The sequence below is a fragment of the Maribacter sp. ACAM166 genome, from assembly GCF_005771495.1.
Taxonomy (GTDB): Bacteria; Bacteroidota; Bacteroidia; order Flavobacteriales; family Flavobacteriaceae; genus Maribacter.
This window is the reverse complement of record NZ_VAUW01000055.1, coordinates 1-19592: the sequence shown is the minus strand read 5'-3', so window position 1 is coordinate 19592 and position 19592 is coordinate 1. Positions and strand designations below refer to the sequence as shown.

Here is a 19592-nt window from a genome sequence, read left to right as displayed (position 1 = left end):
AAATTCAGCGTTATCAAAAAGTAATCAATATGCAAATGAGACCAGATGGGGCCATTCCCCACTTTGATATGGAGACAAAAAACGTAGTGTATTTAAAACATAATATGCTTTCTAGGTAGCATATTATGCCATTTAAAATAATAGATTGATTGTTAATACTATTTCTTTAAGCGTGATCCATATAGCTTTGCCATTTTATAAGCACATATTTATCCTTTCCACTATTTTTAGTGCTTAAAAACCCATATTCAAATACAAATAGAATACAAACATTCATGCTGTAATCCCATCTCTATAAATTTAAGTGAATGCCTATGCGAACATTATTGATTTAAGGTACGATTAAATCAATTCTATCCTATAAATTTCAATTCTATTGTCTAATTCAGTTTTATGGATTCTTCTTATAAAAAACATATTAAGTCTATAACCCTATATCATCTTATGATCAACGATACCAAGATGATTGGTATAAAATTTGATCCTGATAAAGTTATTATACTCCGCCATAGTTTTGCTACACATTTATTGGAAACAGGTATTGATCTTCGTCAAATTCAGGTACTTTTAGGACATAGTTCTAGCAAAACGACCGAAATCTACACCCATGTAGCCACAAATACTTTTAAGACAATAAAAAATCCACTAGATTAGTCCTACTAATAAAATGGAAATAACCGTATTCATACGTATATCCGTACGTTATGCCCCATAGTGAGCCACTACCTTTTTATAAATTTCTTTAATATTACCCCAACTTACAGGCACTTTTTCAGTGTATTCTACTAATTTACCATAATCATCATAGTAGCTACACTCATGTTCTTCAAAAAATTCACCCATTAAAAGTGCTTTTGCCCCATTTTCAGCAGTTAATCTACGGGGCATAATCGAGTAGACGGGTCCGCCCCTAGTTAGGAACGGACTGCGCCTCTCACACCACTAAGCGTACGGGTCTCGTACTTAGCGGTTCAGTAATGATGCAGTTTTGTGGTATTCGACTAAACTTACATAACCCCTCATTTTTAGTCGTTTTACGGTAATGGTAGTTCCCAACATAGGGCTTTGAGCTACTGCCCAGCCTCCCATTCTTGTGCGACTCCAAGGGTATGCTTGTCCATTTGAGATACCCAACCGTATTAAGTTTTTACGCTTTCGGTCGGGCTTTTTCCAATGATGCCAAATACAATAACGCAACCTATTTCTAAGCCACTCATCAAGCTTTTTCAGTTTTCCCTGAATGCTACCTAATTTGAAATAATTCACCCAGCCTCTTATCAACCAATTCAAGCGTTTTATTCGCTCATCAAAGGATATTGGAATCGTCTTTCTGGTCAAGTATTTTAGCTTTTGCTTCAACTCTTTCCATTTTGATTTCTTCGCAACCAATTGATATTTTCCCTTATCCCCTTTCTTATACGTGGGTACAAAACCGTACCCTAACAAATTGAAAGTTTGAGGGCGGCAAATGCCACTCTTTTCTTGGTTAATTGGTAAGTGTAACTTATCTCGCAAATACTTGTAGATACTATTTCCTACTCGTTTTGCTGACTTTTTAAGGCGAACATAAATACTGAAATCATCAGCATATCGAACGTATTTGTGTCCCCGTTTTTCCAATTCTTTATCTAGCTCATTGAGCAGAATATTGGATAACAAAGGGCTTAATGGCGAGCCTTGCGGAACGCCTTTTCTACGTTTGATTAATTTACCATTGATTTGTATTGGTGCTCGTAAAAATGACCGCAGCAGCTTCATCGTTGCTCTACACTTTACGCTCTTGTAAATCAAATCTAGTAAAATGCGGTGTTCGACTTCGTCAAAAAAATGATTTGAGGTCAATATTTACCACATCTTGGTATCCAGAATTGATATTTTGTAAGCTTTGTGTGACTGCTTGATGCGCATTTCGCTTGGGTCTAAATCCGTAACTATGCTGTTGAAAGTCTGCCTCAAATATAGGTTGCAATACGTGATGTAATGCTTGTTGATATACGCGGTCTACAACGGTAGGAATCCCTAATAATCGGGTCTTACCATTGCTTTTAGGTATTTCAACACCTAGAATTGGCGACACCTGATACGTCTCTCTTTCTATTTGTTGGTTGTATGTATTCCCGTGAGCTTTTAATCTAGATTGTAAGTCAGTTACATGAACACTATCTACACCAGCTGCTCCTTTATTACCATACACTCGCAAATAGGCTTCGTTTAGATTCTTTTTGTTAATTACTTGTTTAATCATTTACTGTTGATTCTGTTGTCTCGCTTAATCTAAGGCTGCTTAATAAAAGGAGGATGTCCTTAATCCAAAAAACTCCTTAGTCTATTAAAGACCATTACTGTTCGGTCCTTCATTGGTAGTATCAGGTTACCAACTACTATGACTTCGGCTGACTTCTCTACCTAACCAACTCGTGGTTGCAGAGATCTCCCCAGGTAATTGCATCTTCTTTCACTCAATATCTGCCGTATCTACATACTTACCTTTTTTATAATCGTGGGGCGTTACAATGATGTGCTTGCTTACCCAAGTAAATATGCCTCATATACGGTTTCTGTTCGTCAGTACCGAGTTTTGTAGTCTCGCTTTCTTTAGATGTAACTTCACAGTTACCACCCTTGCAACTTACTAATGCTTCCAGACGTTACGCCAGCGCATAAGGGACTTACACCCTCTAAATAAATCCTTATATTGCTATAAGGTAAAGATGCCCATACTGGGCACACACAATGTATATAAAAAATAGGCGAAACAGTAATAAATTCAAGACTTTTGGCTCGTATCGAACTTTGTGCTTAACCGAGAGTTTCGTACTTCGAAACCGCCTACTTTTCATATACTAACCGTTGGCATACATTTGAACAATTCAGTTATAAATCATTTATTTTGAATAAGTTTTAGTATATTTGCACGCAGGGCTAATTTAAGAACATCATGTAAGGCTAATTTACATTCAACGCGCAAGGCTAATTAAAGAACAACTTGCTAGGCTAAATTTGGTGCGAAAAATAGGATTGCAATTAAATAAATAAAAACAGCATTTATTCATATGGCTACACCAGGAGAAAAACTCGCAGCATCACTTCAGATTCTTCGTGAAATTCAAGAGGAACAAAACATTGTAGCAATAAAAACATCTGAAATAAACAGAACACATCGCGAACGACTTACCAAAAATGGATTTTTAAAAGAAGTTGCCAAAGGTTGGTATATAGCAGCAAATCCAAATGAGAATTTAGGAGATAGTACTTCTTGGTACACATCATACTGGCAATTCTGTTCAAGATATTTAAAAGATAAATATAATAATGGTTATTGTATTTCTGCGGAGCAATCTATTTTAATGCATTCAGGCAATAACACAGTTCCAAGTCAATTAATTATTCGCAGCCCTAAAGCACCAAATAAAAACATACCTCTTTTACATAATACATCATTGTTTGAAATGAAATCTCCTTTACCAAATACAGCGGAGATAATAGAAGTAAACGGAATAAGAATGTTAACAATTACTTCTGCTTTAATTAATTGTTCGCCAACGATGTTTGAAAAAAATCCGACCGACATGAGGACTATTTTGACATTAATTCCTGACTCATCTGAATTACTTAAACAACTATTAGATGGCTCTCATTCAGTAATTGCAGGCAGATTGGCTGGGGCTTTTCGGAATATTGGTCAAATTCGAATAGCTGACGAAATTGTTTCTACAATGAAAATGGCAGATTTCCATGTGAGAGAAATAGGCCCTTTTGAAAACAAACTACCTATTAGACTATCCTTTAGAGAAAAGTCACCATATGCAAATAGAATAAAGATCATGTGGGAAGAATACAGAAAAGTAGTAATTAAAAAATTTCCAGATGGTCCAGGACTTGCCAAAAATCATGAAGAATATTTAAACTCGGTGGACCAAATATATTTGACTGATGCATACCATTCTTTATCCATTGAAAGGTACACCGTATCAGTGGATCTAATTGAAAAAGTAAGAAGTGGTAATTGGAATATCGAAGAAAATAATGAAGACAGAAATCAACGAGACGCAATGGCTGCTAGAGGTTATTGGCAAGCCACCCAATCAATAAAAAGTGGTATTAAAAAAATTCTAAATGGTACCAATTCAGGCACCGTTGCGGACCAGGACCATACCAAATGGTACCAAGAATTATTCGCTCCTAGTGTTACCGTTGGAATTTTAAAGGCCTCAGATTTGGCTGGATACAGAACAAATCAAGTATATATTTCACAATCACAACATGTTCCATTGAATAAAGAAGCAGTAAGAGACGCAATGCCAATCCTTTTCGAATTGTTGGAAAATGAAAATAATGCAGGAGTTCGAGCTGTACTTGGCCATTTTATCTTTGTTTATATTCATCCTTACATGGATGGCAATGGAAGAATGGCTAGATTTTTAATGAATTTAATGCTCGCATCAGGCGGATATCCCTGGACAGTTATTCCAGTAGAAGAACGCAAAGCATACATGAATTCATTAGAAAAAGCAAGTGTTGAAGGTGATATTGAGTCATTTACTATTTTTATTTCCAATTTGGTTAGAGAGAGTCTTAAAGGAACTCCTATTGCGAAATTAAAAACATAACAATTAAAAAAAACGTATGCCAATAACTAAGCATATGGCGTGCCGTATTCTAGCGCTATATGCCTTGTTGACTGATTCGGGATTGAGGATAAGGGGGAATACGGGAAGTTTGCCTAGACCTTGGCAGGGAAGAAAGCCTTTATTGTGCCATGTTATGGTCTGTTTTTTTGTAGAAGACCATAGTTTAAAAGAAGTTTAGTACCGATTCCCATCTTTTATGTGGACCTGCACCTTCTTTTTGGCACTTTTACTTCGTTTTGGGCACTGGTATGCCAAGGCTCTTTTGTGAGCCGTTTTTTAACTACTGAATTTCCATAGTTTACGTTTTATGATTCGCTTGTAGTTCTTTGGCGGACCACGGCTGTCAAAGGTCAGAAGTGTGATTAATGTCCCCTTTTTACAGTTCGGACAAATGCGGTGCAGTGATTTCTCTTGAATTACGACCGTTTCAATATGTGTCAGGTGCTTGTCTGGACTTGCAACAAAAAAATGGACAATTAGATAAGAGTTATGCTGCTACATTTTGATTATACATTTCTATTTCAAATTCTTTAATAGTTTTATACCCCAAAGTGGAGTGTATTCTTCGTCTATTATACCATGTTTCGATCCATTGAAAAACAGAGAGCTCTGCTTCAGATCTAAGGCAGTAATTGTGTTTATATACCCACTCTACTTTCAAACTCTTAAAGAATGATTCAGCTACAGCATTATCCCAACAGTTACCTTTTCTGCTCATACTTTGTTTTACCAATCCATTATAGCTTTTTAGTATATTGGTGAATTTATAACTAGCATATTGAGAACCTCTATCTGAGTGAAAAATGAGTTGTTCTGTAATTACATTAGATTTTATAGCCATATGCCATGCAGAAATAATGGTATCCTGTGTTGTTAAATTATCGCTCATAGACCAGCCAACGATTTTTCTACTGAACAAATCAATAATAACAGTTAAATACATCCAACCCTGTTTGGTTTGAATATAGGTGATGTCCGATACCCAGACCTGGTTGCCCCCAAAAACCTTAAAGTCCTGGTTAAGGATATTGGGTGCTATGGGGTAATTGTGTTTACTGTTTGTAGTAATCTTGAATTTACGTTTCCTTCTGGCAAACAGATTATTGACCCTCATTATCCTAGCTACCCTGGGTCTTGAGACACGATGACCTCTTTTTAACAATTCCGCTTTAACTCTAGGAGCGCCATCACTCCCAAAGCTACCTTCTAAAATATCACGGATAGCCGTCGTTATGACCTCATTTTCAGACCATCTTTTGGATGGACCCCGTCCTAACCAATTGTAATACCCACTTTTACTTATCTTGAACATTTTGCACATCTTATCAACTGTAATTTAAATTTATGGTGTTTTACCACTTTGGCCTTGAACGATGCCCTGAATTTTCTTCTTGACTTCTTCATATTTGACAGGGTTAAATCACAACTTAACTTGCTGTCCTAAAATTGGGGAGTATTATACACTAACCATTAACTATGAGGGTCTTACAGAGCATTAAACTTTAGGTCTCAATTAAAAGTCTATTTTTTTACAAAATTATTTATGAGAGATGAATTTACTGCATTACATTTGCAACATCTCAAAGGGGTGCCGAATGCTGATTTTTTTCAGGATAAAGCTGAGATTATACCCGAAGAACCTGGGCAGGTAATGCTGCCAAGGGAGGCGATAATCGCCATTAGGTTACAATTGTTGTGCTAAAGAAGTTTTGGCGTCAACTAAAATCAATATAAACTTTAGAATAATAGCCCCTTTTATTCGTATACTATTTACGAATGAAACTATCTATTTTCACAATTACGGCGTTTTTTACGTTGAGTATGGGTATTCAAGCCCAAGAACAGGAGTCAGATTCAACACAAGGTAAAAAGGTAATCTTAGATGAGGTTTTTGTTTCTGCTATACGCGTCACCAAAGAATCACCTGTAACATTTTCTAATCTTACAAAAGAGGATATTAAATCAAGAAATTTAGGTCAAGATATTCCGGTTTTGATGAATTTTTTGCCGTCTGTGGTGACGACTACAGATGCTGGGGCAGGTATTGGGTACACTGGTATTAGAGTTAGGGGTAGTGATGCGACCCGAGTTAATGTGACCATTAACGGAATACCTTATAATGATGCGGAGTCACAAGGAACTTTTTGGGTCAATATGCCAGATTTTGCCTCGTCTACAGAAAGTTTGCAATTACAACGTGGTGTGGGTACTTCTACAAACGGTGCTGGTGCTTTTGGTGCTAGTCTAAATGTATTGACAGATGGGTTTTCTCAAGATGCCTATGGCCAAATTTCAACTTCACTTGGAAGCTTTAATACATTAAGAAACAATTTAAAATTCAGTACCGGACTTTTAAATCATCAGGTGGAAATTTCTGGAAGACTATCTAAAATTAATTCCGACGGCTATATTGATAGAGCTAGGTCAGATTTAGATTCTTATTTTCTTCAAGGAGTTTATAAGGACGACAATACCTTGATAAAGGCCTTACTTTTCGGCGGTCATGAAATCACCTATCAAGCCTGGTACGGTATAGACTCTCAAACCTTAAAAGATGATAGAACCTTTAATCCCTCAGGAATATATACTGATGAAAATGGAAATACCCAGTTTTATGATAATGAGGTAGATAATTACAAGCAGGATCATGCTCAACTTTTATGGAACGAACAGATTTCAGATTTTTGGAGTACTAATATCGCATTACACTATACGAGAGGTAGAGGTTTTTTTGAGCAGTATAAGGAAGATGATGATTTTGATACTTATGGTTTTGAGCCAATTAATGTGGATGGAGAAGTGGTGAATACAACGGATGTAATTAGGAGACGCTGGTTGTCTAATGACTTTTATGGTACTGTGTTTTCTGCAAATTATAAAAAGGACCAACTAAATCTAATTATGGGTGGTGGGTTCAATATATACGAAGGCGATCATTTCGGGGAAATTATTTGGGCTAGGTATGCAAGTAATAGTAATTATCAAGACCGGTATTACGATGATAATTCATCAAAAACGGACTTCAACCTTTATGCCAAAGCGAATTATCAATTGAATGATCAGTGGTCTTTATATGGTGACCTTCAATACAGAACTGTTGGGTATACGGCAAATGGAGAAGATACTGGAATAGTTGATGATACGTTTAATTTCTTCAATCCGAAAACAGGTGTTACCTATGATTTGAATGCCAATAATAATTTCTATTTTTCATATGCAGTAGCGAATAGGGAGCCTAACAGAAACGATTATGAAGGGGGGAATCCGAAACCTGAGCGATTGAATGATTTCGAATTAGGATGGAGGTATGTTTCGCTCGATGTTCAGGTGAATACAAATGTATATTACATGAACTACAAGGATCAATTAGTATTGACTGGGGGACTTAATGATGTTGGAGCACCTTTGCGTTCCAATATAGGAGATAGCTATAGATTTGGACTTGAAATAGATGCGAATATTAAACTAAATGATAAGTTTAGTATTCGCCCTAATGTAGCTGTAAGCGATAATAAGAATGTTGATTATTTTATTAATAGGGATGGAGCGTTACAAGATTTAGGGAATACAACAATTGCATTTTCACCATCGTTAATAGCAGGTAATATTCTTAGCTATACACCTTGTCAAGCATTAAATCTGTCATTATTTTCAAAATATGTAGGTGAACAATACCTAAGTAATACAGATACTGAAGCTTCTAAATTGGCTGCTTACTTTACTACTGATTTTAATATTACCTATGAGATAAAAATGAATAGGATTTTGAAATCTATAGTATTTTCAGGATTGGTCAATAACATTCTAAATGAGATATATGTATCTAACGGATATACATATTTAGATGATTTTTCTACACCAGGAAATTCTTTTGAGGTACAAGGATATTATCCGCAGGCGGGAACAAATTTCTTGGTTGGGGCTACTATTAATTTTTAATACGAAGAAGCTTAAAAGATAGTAGTGGGAAATATTCTAAAACATGAGGTTTTAGGATATTTCCCACTACTATATCATTTAATTCAAAACTGTATGAATTGCTTTTTAAAGTAGCAAATTTTACGAAGTCACAGACTTATTTCATCGTAAAGGCACTTATAATATGACTTCAATTTAAACTTGCTCAATTACCTATCAAAAAGACTTATGAATAAAGCCGATACTTTTCCCTTGCAACCCGCACAACTATTAAATATATTCATTTTTTAACATATATGTTAGCTCATACTACATTTTTGTAACCTTCCTATTTTAGTTCTTGGAATTAGTTCTTGGAATTAATTAATATTCTAGATTAAAGGAAAAAACACCCTTTTTTAACTATTTTCGTGTTGGCTTTAGGGGTATTCTGTAAAGAATTGAGATAGTCCCTTTGAACCTGATCTGGCTAACACCGGCGTAGGGAAAAGTTAGAATTACATTTCTTCCTTTCATTTCATTCCTTCTCATTTAAGAGAACCTTTTAGCCGTATTTATATTTTAAATAATAAATCTATGGTAGCATCTCTTTGGAATAAGATTCTTCTTGTTCGCGCAAAATCACCTCTAGTACATAATATTACAAACTTTGTAGTTATGAATAATACAGCCAATGCACTATTGGCAGTAGGAGCATCACCTATAATGGCTCACGCACATCATGAAATCGACGAAATGACCAGCTTGTGTGCGTCTTTGGTAATTAACATTGGCACTCTAGACGAATACTGGATAGAATCAATGTTTTCTGCTGCAAACAAAGCGAACCAGTTAAACAAACCCTTCATTATAGACCCCGTAGGAGCCGGAGCAACCCATTTTAGGGACAGTACTTTATCAAAATTAATAGCTTTAAAACCTACAGTAATCAGGGCGAACGCATCTGAAATCCTAGCACTTGCAAAATTCAATAAAACCAAAATAAAAGGAGTCGACAGTACTGCTCAAAGCTCGGAAGCTATTGAAGCTGCCAAGATTCTTAATCAAACATTTGGTGCAGTAGTCTGCATTTCAGGCGAAACGGATATTGTTATTTCAGATGGTCAGCAAATATTGGTAAAGAATGGAAATCCGTTGATGACAAAAATAACAGGCCTCGGTTGTTCGGCAACAGCAATTATTGGGGCATTTATAGCAGTAATCGAAGACAAAACAGAAGCAGTAATCGCCGCAACAGCTTTAATGTCAATTGCTGGGGAAATAGCGGCAAAAGATGCAAAAGGACCAGGAAGCTTACAACTCTTATTGTTGGATAAACTTTATAATATCACGGAAGAGGAATTTACACTTCATATTAATTTAGAAAAAGTATCGTGAAAGAAAATTTTCCATTTAAGCTCTATCTAGTGATTTCAGAAGAAGGTTGCGCTGGGCGGGATTTTTTACAAGTAGCAGAACAGGCTATTTTGGGAGGTGTTGATATTGTTCAATTAAGAGAGAAAAAAGCCTCGAATTCACAGTTTACCGAAAAAGCATTTCGTTTACAGGATGTGCTTGTTAAAACTGGCACACCGTTAATCATAAACGATAATTTGGAAGTGGCTCAACAAGTTGGCGCCTATGGTATACACGTTGGAAATAATGATTTAACACCTTCATTTATTCGCTCTGTTTGGAAGGACTGTAAATCTATTGGATATTCCATTGAATTTCTAGAACAGCTCAATAATAAGGAAGCAGCGATATCCGATTGCTTGGCGGTAAGTCCTGTGTTCAGGACTTCAACAAAAAGAGATACCGTTACCGAATGGGGATTGGAAGGTGTCGCACAAATCCGAAAATTAACCGACAAACCATTAATTGCGATAGGCAATATGAATTCGGAAAATGTATTTGACGTGATAAAATCGGGGGCGGATTGTATTGCCGTTGCTTCTGCAATCTGCTTAGCTAAAGACTCTATGAAAGTAGCATCAAAAATTAAAAATCAAATTGAAAAAGCACTATGAAAAAATATCAGTACATATCAACTATGACCATTGCAGGATTCGACCCTAGCGGCGGTGCCGGTATTCAAGCGGATATTAAAACGATATCGGCTCTGGGCTGTTTTGCTACTTCAGTATTAACAGCATTGCCAGTTCAGAATACAATGGGCGTACGTACAATTTACCCTATTCCCTATCAAACCGTGAAAGAACAAATAGAGGCAATACTGGGAGATATTTTTCCCGATGCTCTAAAAATAGGAATGGTGCATACCAGCGAACTAGTTGCTACTATAGTTGAAACTTTGAGCGATTACCCAAAGATGCCCATAGTTTTTGACCCGGTTATGGTGGCGACGAGCGGTCACAAATTAATAAAGGATGAAACAATACAGGGTATAGTTAGCACACTTCTTCCCATAGCGGATATTATCACGCCCAATCTTGATGAAGCAGCAATATTAGCTGATATGAAAATTGAAACTGTTGAAGATATGTATCTGGCTGGCAAAAAAATAAAAAAAATAGGTGCTAAAAACATACTGCTTAAGGGAGGTCACTTGAAAACAGCTCAGCTTACCTCTTTATTCTTTAGTGAAGATGATGAAATTTATGAATTTCATTTTGAAAAATATGACACAAAGAATACCCACGGTTCAGGTTGCAGCTTATCTTCTGCAATTGCGTCTTATCTGGCACAAGGAAAATCAATGTTGGATGCCGTTACCTTGGGTCAAAATTATGTAAAAGAAGCAATCTATCAAGGTAAGGACGTTATCATTGGTAAAGGTAATGGCCCGTTAAATCACTTTTTTAACCCACAAAAACTAATAAAAAATGAATTGGTCAACTAATGCTTGGGAACAAATACAACCCATTTATAACACTATTATAAAAATGCCGTTTATTACAGAACTGATGGATGGTACGCTACCTGTAGAAAAATTTCAGTTTTATATGGCCCAAGATTCCCACTATCTAGAGCATTTTGGTAGAAGCTTATCCATTATTGCTAGTAGAATTCAAGATATGACAGATACCCTTGCTTTTATTCAATTTGCCGAGGGTGCGATTGTCGTAGAAAACGCACTTCACGAATCCTATTTCGAGGAATTCAACTTGACTGGTAAAGGCACTATGCAACCTACCTGTCATCACTATGTACACACTCTAAAAAGCACGGCTACTCTTGCAAATATTGAAGTAGCCGTTGCAGCAGTTCTACCCTGTTTTTGGATTTATAGGGAAGTAGGGGTTTTTATTTATGAAAATCAAAAATCATCAGATAATCCATATAAAAAATGGATAGATACCTATGCGGGCGAGGACTTTGATATTTTGGCGAAACAGGCCATAGAGATTGCGGATAGGTTGGCTTCAAACTGCACTACTGCCCAACAATATTTAATGACGGATGCTTTTATTACTTCAAGCCGCCTAGAATTTCAATTTTGGGACGGTGCCTTTAATCTAAAGACGTGGTAACCTATTAAATTATTATGAAATTATGAAAGCGGTTATATTTGATATGGATGGTGTAATTATTAATTCCGAACCTTTTTGGAAAAAGGCGGAAAAAGAGGTTTTTACATCTTTAGGTGTTCAAGTAACAGACGAATTTGCTAAGATTACAGCACGAATGACCACAACAGAGGTAACCCGATTTTGGTTTGAAAAGTATCCGTGGAAAATGACGCCTTTTGAAGAAGTTGAACAAATGGTAGTCTCTAAAGTAATAACATCTATAAAAAAAGAAGGTCGTGAAATCCCAGGAATCCACAAATTTATGGCGTTTCTTAAACAAGAAAAGTTTAAATTAGGACTGGCTACGAATTCCCCATATAGCATTATCCCAGCGGTGCTTGAAAAAATCGGATTAACAAATACTTTTGATGTTATTGTTTCTGCAGAATTTGAAACTAAAGGAAAACCTGATCCGGCAGTTTATTTAACTACCTCACAAAAATTAAACATAAATCCTAAAAATTGTTTTGTTATAGAAGACTCTTGCTCTGGTATGCAGGCAGCAAAAACGGCTGGGATGAAAGTAATAGCTTTTACTAACGAGAACAAAAATATCTATCTACCTTCTGTTAACTATAAAATAGATAGTTTTCAAGACCCAGATTTCAGCATATTTATATAGTGTTGTATAGATATGCTATCTAGTTATAATAAGCCGTTATGTGTCTAGGTTTTAATAGAAAGCCTTGTAGGGTTCCATATAGTAATAGCTCTAAAACTTTTTAAATGCGAAACAGATATAATTTACTATTCTGCAACTTATTTTATAATATTTAGCTCTCATAAACCACTCAGCCCATTCCCCTATATTAAGCAGAAAAAGCTTTATTTCAGGAAATACGCTTCATTATAAAAGGTCTCGGGCACAACTGAAAAGTTTCCGATTTCCATTGCGCAAACCCCTACCGGAAAAATGGTAGGAAGCACTTCATTCACAATCTACACCTTTAAAGTCAAGTCTTCTTAACATCCTACATAACGAGAGTAATTCTATTTCATAATCCGGTAAGCACACTCCCCTACATTCTGCGAAAAGCTATATTTCTGGAAAAGAGCTTTCCTATATAAAGTCTTGAACACAATCTCCAATTTCAGCTTACCATTACGCTAACCCGATCCGATCCGCTGAGCTGGAACGGGACGCTTCATTTCCGAGCTAAAATTGTGAATTACAACAGGTAAGTACTACATATAGCGGTAGATTATTCACTTACCAGTAACCGCGTTGTATGGGTATTGAACCACCTGATCAAAAGAAGAGAAAAACCTAAGAAGATACAAATGGATAACGGTCCAGGGTTATCGCTCATCTCACAGCCGACTCAAAATGCATTTATAGAACGTTTCAACGGAAGCTATCGGCGCGGGGTACTCGATAAATATATATTCGAGAACCTAAATCAAGTAAGGGAGCAGACCCATATATGGATGAACGATTATAACCATCATAGGCCCCACGATGCCCTGGGTAGAATACCGCCCTTAAAATACGCGGAACTTAATTCTTTTGGGGCTAGCCCCAAAAGAATTAAAAACAATAACTTTAATGAAGTTTTAGAAAACTAAACAGTTCTAATTAGGGGAAGTTTACAGCTCAACCGGTCTTTAGTGCAACAAAGCGTTGGCAGAAGACATACTCTTTTACAGTTTTGGTGGCGCGTTGGCTAGCGCGACTGGAAATGTGTATGGCTTTGAGCGTTGGCTTTTCATTCAGTTAATATTCAATTTGGGTGTGCCTGAATTCGGTTCTTCAATTGGTTTATCGAATTTCATAATAATCGGCATTGGGAAATCCACACCAGTTACAACTGCTTCTCCTTCTCCGAGAATAGGTAAGAAGTCCAATGTGTTTTTATTAGCTGTACTACAAGCACTACTTATTGCTTCTTTGTCATTATAATTAATTAGTCTATGAACTATAAAAGTCCCCATTTGACTTAAAGTCCCTTTAGGAATATCTCTTGGCATTTGAGTCGCGATACACAAAAACAAGCCATATTTTCTGCACTCTTTAGCTATAGAATCAAATGCGTCTAAAGGTTTAGATTCAAAATATTCATCTTTAATTGATTTGTTTAAAAATTGATGTGCTTCGTCAATTAAAACAACTACAGGTGATTTTTCAAAATCTTTATTTCTAGCTTTATTCAATAAGTATTTTCCAATAGCATTAACTAATGTTTCTCTTACTTGAAAATCGTACTTGACATCTTTAAGATTTAGCCTTAATAATTTGTCATCTTTATTGTCAACTGATATAAAGTCGTCAATCAAGTCGGTTATATCATTTTCCTTTTTTTCTTCTTGAAAACCAAATACTTGATTTAATTCAGGTGTATTGGCTAAATTATTTACTCTTGATATTAAACTCACACAATATGACACATCGTTTTGAGAAATATCTCCCCAAGTTATGCCATTATCCCAAACACATTCTTCATTTAATTGTCTAGTTAGTTTTGAGAAGTCAAAATCTGCCATTCCGTTTTCGATGACTCCAATGTTTCTGTAGTAGAAAACTTCATAGGGTTTTTTGTTACATCCCTTTTTCTTGATAAGTCCTGAATCTACAGGAATTTCTTTTCCGTCAAACTTTAAATTCTCTCCATCACACAAACTTGCGATTTTTAATGACCTAATAGCTTCCATTAATTTAGGTGTTTGTGTTCGAGGTGAAGGTTTTAACATAAAAAACAAATCGTCAATTGTTAACTGAGAATAGTGAAAAACACTTTCTCCGTCTCCAATATTTATATTTTTTAAACCTTCATACTTACCATTATATTCTCCTGTTGCATCTATTAATATCGCTTTGTTACCTGTCTTAATTAAAGATTCAATCAACTTACTTACGGTAAAACTTTTTCCACCTCCAGTTGTACCAACAACTGCACAATGTCTTCCAAAAATGGATTGTAAATTAACTTTCACATTGATATTTGGACTAGAAACTAAATGCCCTAATTTAATTGCATTAGTAATTTCATCAATCCTAACACCAAATCTGGACATATATTCTTGAACTAAATCTCCTGAACTCACAAAAACTTTAGCTCCTATATTTGGATAAGTGGTTAAACCTTTTTTTACTGTTAATGGGTCATACAAATCAAATGATAAGAGTATTTCTATTTTACCTGATGGATGAAATTCGCTAGTTTGAAATGCTTTTTCACTTAATGAAAGTCTTTCTGATTCAGGAAGTAGTAACTCTGTTATTCTTCCTAAAAACCCATATTTACTTCCCTCAATGACAACAAAACTGCCAACCAAACCACCATTAAACTCTTTACCATAATGAGTGAAACCATTTAACAAAACAGAAGATGGAAAGTGGACTTTTACATATTGCGGAAACACTTGATTAATGTAACCAAGAAAATATTCGTGCCTGAAAGGATTAATCTTTTTGCTATCCATTATTTAAATTTATGGATTGGTGATTAAAGTTTTCATATGTTTTTATTTCTGGGTAATGCTTTGCAAATTCTGTGAAAGATTCTGAGGTTAATAGAATTCTTTCAGATTCTTGAGCTACTTTTTTAATTTCATTCAAGGATGATGAAATATTATCAGATTCAAAACCTGGGTCAATGGAAGCAAGTCGAAATCCAGGGTTTTGATTTAACGCTTCTTCAATTGCTGCATTTATATGTTTATCATTAAAGCTGTAACCAATACAGATTAATAAAGTATCATTATTCTTTCTTAGATTTCTTTGAAATCTTGCCATCATTTCGAAAAATGGTTGACCATAAGAATCTTCGTATTTAGCATCTCTAGGATAAACCATTAATGGTTTGTCTGGATTGTTATTTATTTTAACTTTTTGGTCTGTTTTATCACGTTCCCAATTCAAAGAACCGTGTAGTTTATGAAGATGGAAAACTCTTTGGATAAAGTTGTCTTCTTCTTTTAACTTGCTTCCTTCTCGTTGAACAATATCATAATCGAAATATCTGCCACTAAATGTTCTTGGGAAAGTAAAAGAGAATCCGTCAACAACAATAGCATTTACCTCTGTAGCTGCATATTCAAATAATAAATCATAGTTAAGAGTAAAAATTTTAATTCTTGGATTTGTTTGTTTTCTTTGTAATAATTTTTCTAAAAATGTTTTATGAGGGAAATTTTCAGAAGGTGCTGGAATAGTACACTTATCTTTTATTAATTTAAAAATTTCATCTTTAATATCAGATAGTTGTTTTTTAACACCTCCAATTTCTATTTCAACGTCTTCAATAAATTTAGTGTAGCCTTCAATGTGAGAAAGTAATGCTTCTAAATTTTTCTTTTCTGATTCAAATTTTACAGCTTCTCTGATAATTTTGAAACCGTCAATTTCTGGATTTTCTTCAGTTTTATCAATTTTATATTTCTTCTCTGTTTCTTTCCAAAGTTGCCACATTGAAAGTCCGCCAACGTCCATTGATGAACCAGCACCTGATAATACAAGCAGATTTTTAAAAGGTTTTTTGAAAAACTCTGTATAAATTTTTCTTTTCTCTTTGTTAGCATCTGCTAATGTCGGTTTAACAGGATTACCGTCATCATCTTTCTTATTAAAAGGCTTTAGGTCATCAATGGATATAAGTTCTCCTTTATCGAAAACAGGATTTTTTACTTTAAGTTGATTTGATTTTCCATTCAAGAGAATGTATTTCCATATTTTTTCTTCCATTTTTGACTGTTGATTTATAATTTTGAGCGTTGGCTAATGTGTCGGCAAAAAAACAAATGTGCTGTTTGTGCGTTGGCTTTTTTAGTTCAAATCTTGATGTTTTTTTTCATTTCCCGCATTATGCACAACGATAGCGCTATGATTAGTGGTCCTTTTTCAGGCTAATGCTTTTGGGCCATTGATTATAACGCGTGTTATTGTCCGTTTTATTTTAATTTTCAGTTTTTCTAAAATTAAGAATAAAATAAGGGAACCGTTCTCATTGCCGAACATCGCAACGCCTTTTTTTCCAAGATTCCCCATAACTATGTTTTATGTAAATGGCATGGAACGTAGTTATGGGAAACAAAACACCCGTTCTTTTGTTATAAATTCCGATAAAATTGACTTTGTCAAAAATTTTACCGTTCTTGATTCAAGTAGTTTTAACGTTCCAACGTTTTGATAGCGAGCTCTCAACGCTGAAAGCTAAACTACTTGGAGCGATACCCTCCTCAAAAAGTCGGCCATCCATTGACAAAAGAACGTCCGCTTTCTTTCTTCACACAAACCTTTGAAAAAATGCCCCCACGGCACTTATAATGGCCTCTAACGTACGGATATACGTATGAATACGGTTATTTCCATTTTATTAGTAGGACTAATCTAGTGGATTTTTTATTGTCTTAAAAGTATTTGTGGCTACATGGGTGTAGATTTCGGTCGTTTTGCTAGAACTATGTCCTAAAAGTACCTGAATTTGACGAAGATCAACACCTGTTTCCAATAAATGTGTAGCAAAACTATGGCGGAGTATATGTGGAGATACACTTTTGCGTATTCGTGCTTTTTCTGTTTTCTGTTGCCATTTTTACAATTCTTAAGACACTCTCGCCACTATATTTTCCTCCCTTTTGCCCTTCAAACAAATACACCTTTGGCCTGTATTCCCTGAAATATAGTCTTAGATCATCCAACGCTATTTTAGACAGTAATGTGTGCCTATCCTTATTGCCTTTGGCATTTTCTACGCGGACTAGCATACGTTTGCTATCGATATCATTAATTTTTAAGTTTAAAAGTTCGCTCTTGCGCAAACCGGAACCATATAGAAGTTCAACAACACACTTATGTTTTTAATAATTGCTAGAACTTCCTCTTTGGAAATTACCTTTAGAAGCTTATACTCTTTTCGCGGACGTTCAATGTCATAAAATCTGTGGGGCACCCCAAAGTACCTCTTCATAATAAAACTTAATGGCATTGATAACTTGGTTAATATAGGAATTGGACAATTTTCTTTGTATCAAATGCTGGAGAAAGACCCGTATATCTCCTTCATCCAAAGTTTTCAGCTCCCTATCGTTATAGAAGTTAATGAACATTTCAAAAAAGGGAACATAGATACGAACCGTATTATTGGAATTAGGATTTGACCCAAAATTCTTCACCCTCTACTGGAAAAACCAGAAAGGAGAGGTGTATCTTTTTATCTATAAATATGGGTTTCTAAAGAAACCTGAGAATGGAAAGGACAAATATGTGCTAGTCACTTGGCAGGACTATATGGATAAGAATCCAAAACTTAATATTTAAAACTAAATCAGGTAATTTGATATATCTCAATACACCATAATTAACATTTATTTCCTTCCTTTTTTCCGATAGAAGAACTGGACTATTGGATTGCAGGTTTCACAATGAACTACCCCGAGGCAGAGCCATAGGGGTATCAAAACAAACGTAACTGATTTTTGTGCAACTGGGTATACTTTGACTTTCCTTGATTCTGAATATATTTTTTGATCACTTCCTCACTTGCATATTGCCCAACAGTATTTACATAATAGCCACTCGTCCAAAACTTACTGCCCCAGAGTATCTGCTTGACCTCTGGATGAAGGCGAAAAATTTCTTTGGCCGTGATGCTCTTGACAGCTACGATTATCTTCTTGGGGGGTGTTCGTTGGAATGCTTTGTATCAAAAAATGAACATGATCATCATCCAAACCGATTTCCAAAAAGTGAATTTCGTAACGGGCTTCTATTTTCATACAAACATCCTTGAAGGTGGACGAAACCTCTGCACTCAATACTTTTCTCCTATATTTGATAGGACATACAAAATGATACAAAAGCAAGCTTTTGTTATGACTCTTATGAATATGTTCGCTCATACTCACAAATGTAATTATCCTTACGCAACACCCGAGGCAGAGCCTCGGGGATAAAACAAACCATAGGCAACCATTGCCAACCAGGAACTACCCTAATGCCCTTCCTTCTTAAATGTATTACCTACCCAAGCTAAATACATTGCCTACCCCATACCCTAGACGAGTTAACTATAATAACTACCATAGACTACAATATAACTTGAGCTATTTATATACCTTAGGAGGGACTACATAGGGTAAGTATTTTGACTACCCAAAGCTATCCTGTTTATCCCAATGTAAAGAAGTTTAACTACCCGGGTATGCCCTATTGCCTACCCGAAGCAACTATTAAATAAACCGTTGATATCCAGAACCTACCCACAATTTATTGTTGAAATTACTTTTACCTACCCTCCTTTCTACCCTAATTCTACCCTCTGCCTACCCGACGCTATCTGATACTTACACATCGCCTACCCTATTGCCTACCCAAAGTATGTATATTACCTACCCGAGACTCAACAGCAGACTGCCATAAAATCTGCCGTGGCAAACACAATCCCAACATTGATTATCATTGCCAATAATAAACTGCCATATTATCTGCCATTTTAACGGCAGTGCCAACCACCAAACTAACCATTACTAATCATTCTCAACAATAGCCTGCCATATTATCTGCCATTTTACGGCAGTGGTAACCATAACTCCA

15 protein-coding genes, 5 pseudogenes and 1 riboswitch are annotated in these 19592 nt (G+C 35.6%); of the genes and pseudogenes, 12 read left to right on the top strand and 8 right to left on the bottom strand.

Translation table 11 applies throughout. The features are described 5' to 3' along the window. Nucleotides 1-393: 393 nt before the first annotated feature. On the top strand, nucleotides 394-654 hold the full coding sequence (locus ES765_RS22475; protein WP_249356621.1) for a tyrosine-type recombinase/integrase: 261 nt from the start codon (nucleotides 394-396) through the stop codon (nucleotides 652-654). Nucleotides 655-702: 48 nt separating this feature from the next. Here the strand turns inward: ES765_RS22475 and ES765_RS20040 are convergent, their stop codons facing one another. From ES765_RS20040 to ES765_RS22640, 3 genes are all read right to left on the bottom strand, one after another. Then, nucleotides 703-888, bottom strand: coding sequence for a hypothetical protein (locus tag ES765_RS20040; RefSeq protein WP_138116112.1), 186 nt, complete (start codon nucleotides 886-888; stop codon nucleotides 703-705). Between the two features lie 75 nt (nucleotides 889-963). After that, nucleotides 964-1791, bottom strand: coding sequence for a reverse transcriptase domain-containing protein (locus tag ES765_RS22645; RefSeq protein WP_262710701.1), 828 nt, complete (start codon nucleotides 1789-1791; stop codon nucleotides 964-966). A gap of 28 nt (nucleotides 1792-1819) precedes the next feature. Continuing rightward, on the bottom strand, nucleotides 1820-2245 hold the full coding sequence (locus ES765_RS22640) for a reverse transcriptase domain-containing protein (RefSeq protein WP_262710700.1): 426 nt from the start codon (nucleotides 2243-2245) through the stop codon (nucleotides 1820-1822). An 808-nt stretch (nucleotides 2246-3053) separates the two neighbouring features. On the opposite strand from ES765_RS22640, the gene ES765_RS20030 reads away from it, so the two are divergent. Both ES765_RS20030 and ES765_RS20025 read left to right on the top strand, forming a co-directional pair. Beyond that, on the top strand, nucleotides 3054-4610 hold the full coding sequence (locus ES765_RS20030; RefSeq protein WP_138116111.1) for a Fic family protein: 1557 nt from the start codon (nucleotides 3054-3056) through the stop codon (nucleotides 4608-4610). A 16-nt stretch (nucleotides 4611-4626) separates the two neighbouring features. Further along, nucleotides 4627-4809: a hypothetical protein gene (locus ES765_RS20025; RefSeq protein ID WP_138116110.1), complete on the top strand. Its 183-nt coding sequence runs from the start codon at nucleotides 4627-4629 to the stop codon at nucleotides 4807-4809. Between the two features lie 309 nt (nucleotides 4810-5118). Here ES765_RS20025 and ES765_RS20015 read toward each other — a convergent pair. Then, a pseudogene (locus ES765_RS20015) lies at nucleotides 5119-5961 on the bottom strand (IS3 family transposase); the annotation flags it as partial. A 213-nt stretch (nucleotides 5962-6174) separates the two neighbouring features. Between ES765_RS20015 and ES765_RS21935 the strand changes: the two are divergent. The 9 genes and pseudogenes from ES765_RS21935 to ES765_RS23035 form a co-directional block, all read left to right on the top strand. After that, entirely contained in the window at nucleotides 6175-6333 is a 159-nt protein-coding gene (locus ES765_RS21935) for a hypothetical protein (protein ID WP_171017384.1), read from the top strand. 74 nt (nucleotides 6334-6407) lie between these two features. Then, the gene (locus tag ES765_RS20010; RefSeq protein WP_138116108.1) at nucleotides 6408-8570 is read left to right on the top strand and encodes a TonB-dependent receptor; all 2163 of its coding nucleotides are present in this window, start codon (nucleotides 6408-6410) and stop codon (nucleotides 8568-8570) included. A gap of 390 nt (nucleotides 8571-8960) precedes the next feature. Continuing rightward, a riboswitch (TPP riboswitch) is annotated at nucleotides 8961-9053 on the top strand. 72 nt (nucleotides 9054-9125) lie between these two features. Beyond that, entirely contained in the window at nucleotides 9126-9926 is an 801-nt protein-coding gene (gene thiM / locus ES765_RS20005; protein ID WP_138116107.1) for a hydroxyethylthiazole kinase, read from the top strand. Continuing rightward, entirely contained in the window at nucleotides 9923-10558 is a 636-nt protein-coding gene (thiE, locus tag ES765_RS20000; RefSeq protein WP_138116106.1) for a thiamine phosphate synthase, read from the top strand. The genes thiM and thiE overlap by 4 nt, the downstream gene beginning before the upstream one ends. Next, the gene (thiD, locus tag ES765_RS19995) at nucleotides 10555-11391 is read left to right on the top strand and encodes a bifunctional hydroxymethylpyrimidine kinase/phosphomethylpyrimidine kinase (protein ID WP_138116105.1); all 837 of its coding nucleotides are present in this window, start codon (nucleotides 10555-10557) and stop codon (nucleotides 11389-11391) included. The genes thiE and thiD overlap by 4 nt, the downstream gene beginning before the upstream one ends. Then, nucleotides 11375-12022, top strand: a complete 648-nt coding sequence (tenA, locus tag ES765_RS19990; RefSeq protein ID WP_138116104.1) for a thiaminase II — start codon at nucleotides 11375-11377, stop codon at nucleotides 12020-12022. The genes thiD and tenA overlap by 17 nt, the downstream gene beginning before the upstream one ends. 22 nt (nucleotides 12023-12044) lie before the next feature. Next, on the top strand, nucleotides 12045-12683 hold the full coding sequence (gene hxpB / locus ES765_RS19985) for a hexitol phosphatase HxpB (protein WP_138116103.1): 639 nt from the start codon (nucleotides 12045-12047) through the stop codon (nucleotides 12681-12683). A 563-nt stretch (nucleotides 12684-13246) separates the two neighbouring features. After that, nucleotides 13247-13357, top strand: a pseudogene (locus ES765_RS23040) (IS3 family transposase); the annotation flags it as partial. Between the two features lie 21 nt (nucleotides 13358-13378). Next, nucleotides 13379-13627: pseudogene (locus tag ES765_RS23035) on the top strand (integrase core domain-containing protein); the annotation flags it as partial. A gap of 144 nt (nucleotides 13628-13771) precedes the next feature. On the opposite strand, the gene ES765_RS19975 reads toward ES765_RS23035, so the two are convergent. From ES765_RS19975 to tnpA, 4 genes and pseudogenes are all read right to left on the bottom strand, one after another. Continuing rightward, nucleotides 13772-15481 (bottom strand): ATP-binding protein, encoded by a 1710-nt coding sequence (locus ES765_RS19975; RefSeq protein WP_138116102.1) that lies wholly within the window; start codon nucleotides 15479-15481, stop codon nucleotides 13772-13774. After that, the gene (locus ES765_RS19970) at nucleotides 15474-16742 is read right to left on the bottom strand and encodes an SIR2 family protein (protein ID WP_138116101.1); all 1269 of its coding nucleotides are present in this window, start codon (nucleotides 16740-16742) and stop codon (nucleotides 15474-15476) included. Before ES765_RS19970 ends, ES765_RS19975 begins: the two co-directional genes overlap by 8 nt. A gap of 640 nt (nucleotides 16743-17382) precedes the next feature. Next, a pseudogene (locus ES765_RS22780) lies at nucleotides 17383-18145 on the bottom strand (tyrosine-type recombinase/integrase); the annotation flags it as partial. A 308-nt stretch (nucleotides 18146-18453) separates the two neighbouring features. Further along, nucleotides 18454-18898: pseudogene (gene tnpA, locus ES765_RS19945) on the bottom strand (IS200/IS605 family transposase). Nucleotides 18899-19592: the final 694 nt, after the last annotated feature.

Bases quoted from the DNA above. Each gene is read 5' to 3' on its own strand.
- ES765_RS22640 (WP_262710700.1), bottom strand. From the start codon at position 2,245: ATGATTAAACAAGTAATTAACAAAAAGAATCTAAACGAAGCCTATTTG.
- thiM (WP_138116107.1), top strand. From the start codon at position 9,126: ATGGTAGCATCTCTTTGGAATAAGATTCTTCTTGTTCGCGCAAAATCA.
- thiD (WP_138116105.1), top strand. From the start codon at position 10,555: ATGAAAAAATATCAGTACATATCAACTATGACCATTGCAGGATTCGAC.
- ES765_RS20010 (WP_138116108.1), top strand. From the start codon at position 6,408: ATGAAACTATCTATTTTCACAATTACGGCGTTTTTTACGTTGAGTATG.
- ES765_RS21935 (WP_171017384.1), top strand. From the start codon at position 6,175: ATGAGAGATGAATTTACTGCATTACATTTGCAACATCTCAAAGGGGTG.
- ES765_RS22475 (WP_249356621.1), top strand. From the start codon at position 394: ATGGATTCTTCTTATAAAAAACATATTAAGTCTATAACCCTATATCAT.
- ES765_RS19975 (WP_138116102.1), bottom strand. From the start codon at position 15,481: ATGGATAGCAAAAAGATTAATCCTTTCAGGCACGAATATTTTCTTGGT.
- hxpB (WP_138116103.1), top strand. From the start codon at position 12,045: ATGAAAGCGGTTATATTTGATATGGATGGTGTAATTATTAATTCCGAA.
- ES765_RS19970 (WP_138116101.1), bottom strand. From the start codon at position 16,742: ATGGAAGAAAAAATATGGAAATACATTCTCTTGAATGGAAAATCAAAT.
- tenA (WP_138116104.1), top strand. From the start codon at position 11,375: ATGAATTGGTCAACTAATGCTTGGGAACAAATACAACCCATTTATAAC.
- ES765_RS20025 (WP_138116110.1), top strand. From the start codon at position 4,627: ATGCCAATAACTAAGCATATGGCGTGCCGTATTCTAGCGCTATATGCC.
- ES765_RS20040 (WP_138116112.1), bottom strand. From the start codon at position 888: ATGCCCCGTAGATTAACTGCTGAAAATGGGGCAAAAGCACTTTTAATG.
- ES765_RS20030 (WP_138116111.1), top strand. From the start codon at position 3,054: ATGGCTACACCAGGAGAAAAACTCGCAGCATCACTTCAGATTCTTCGT.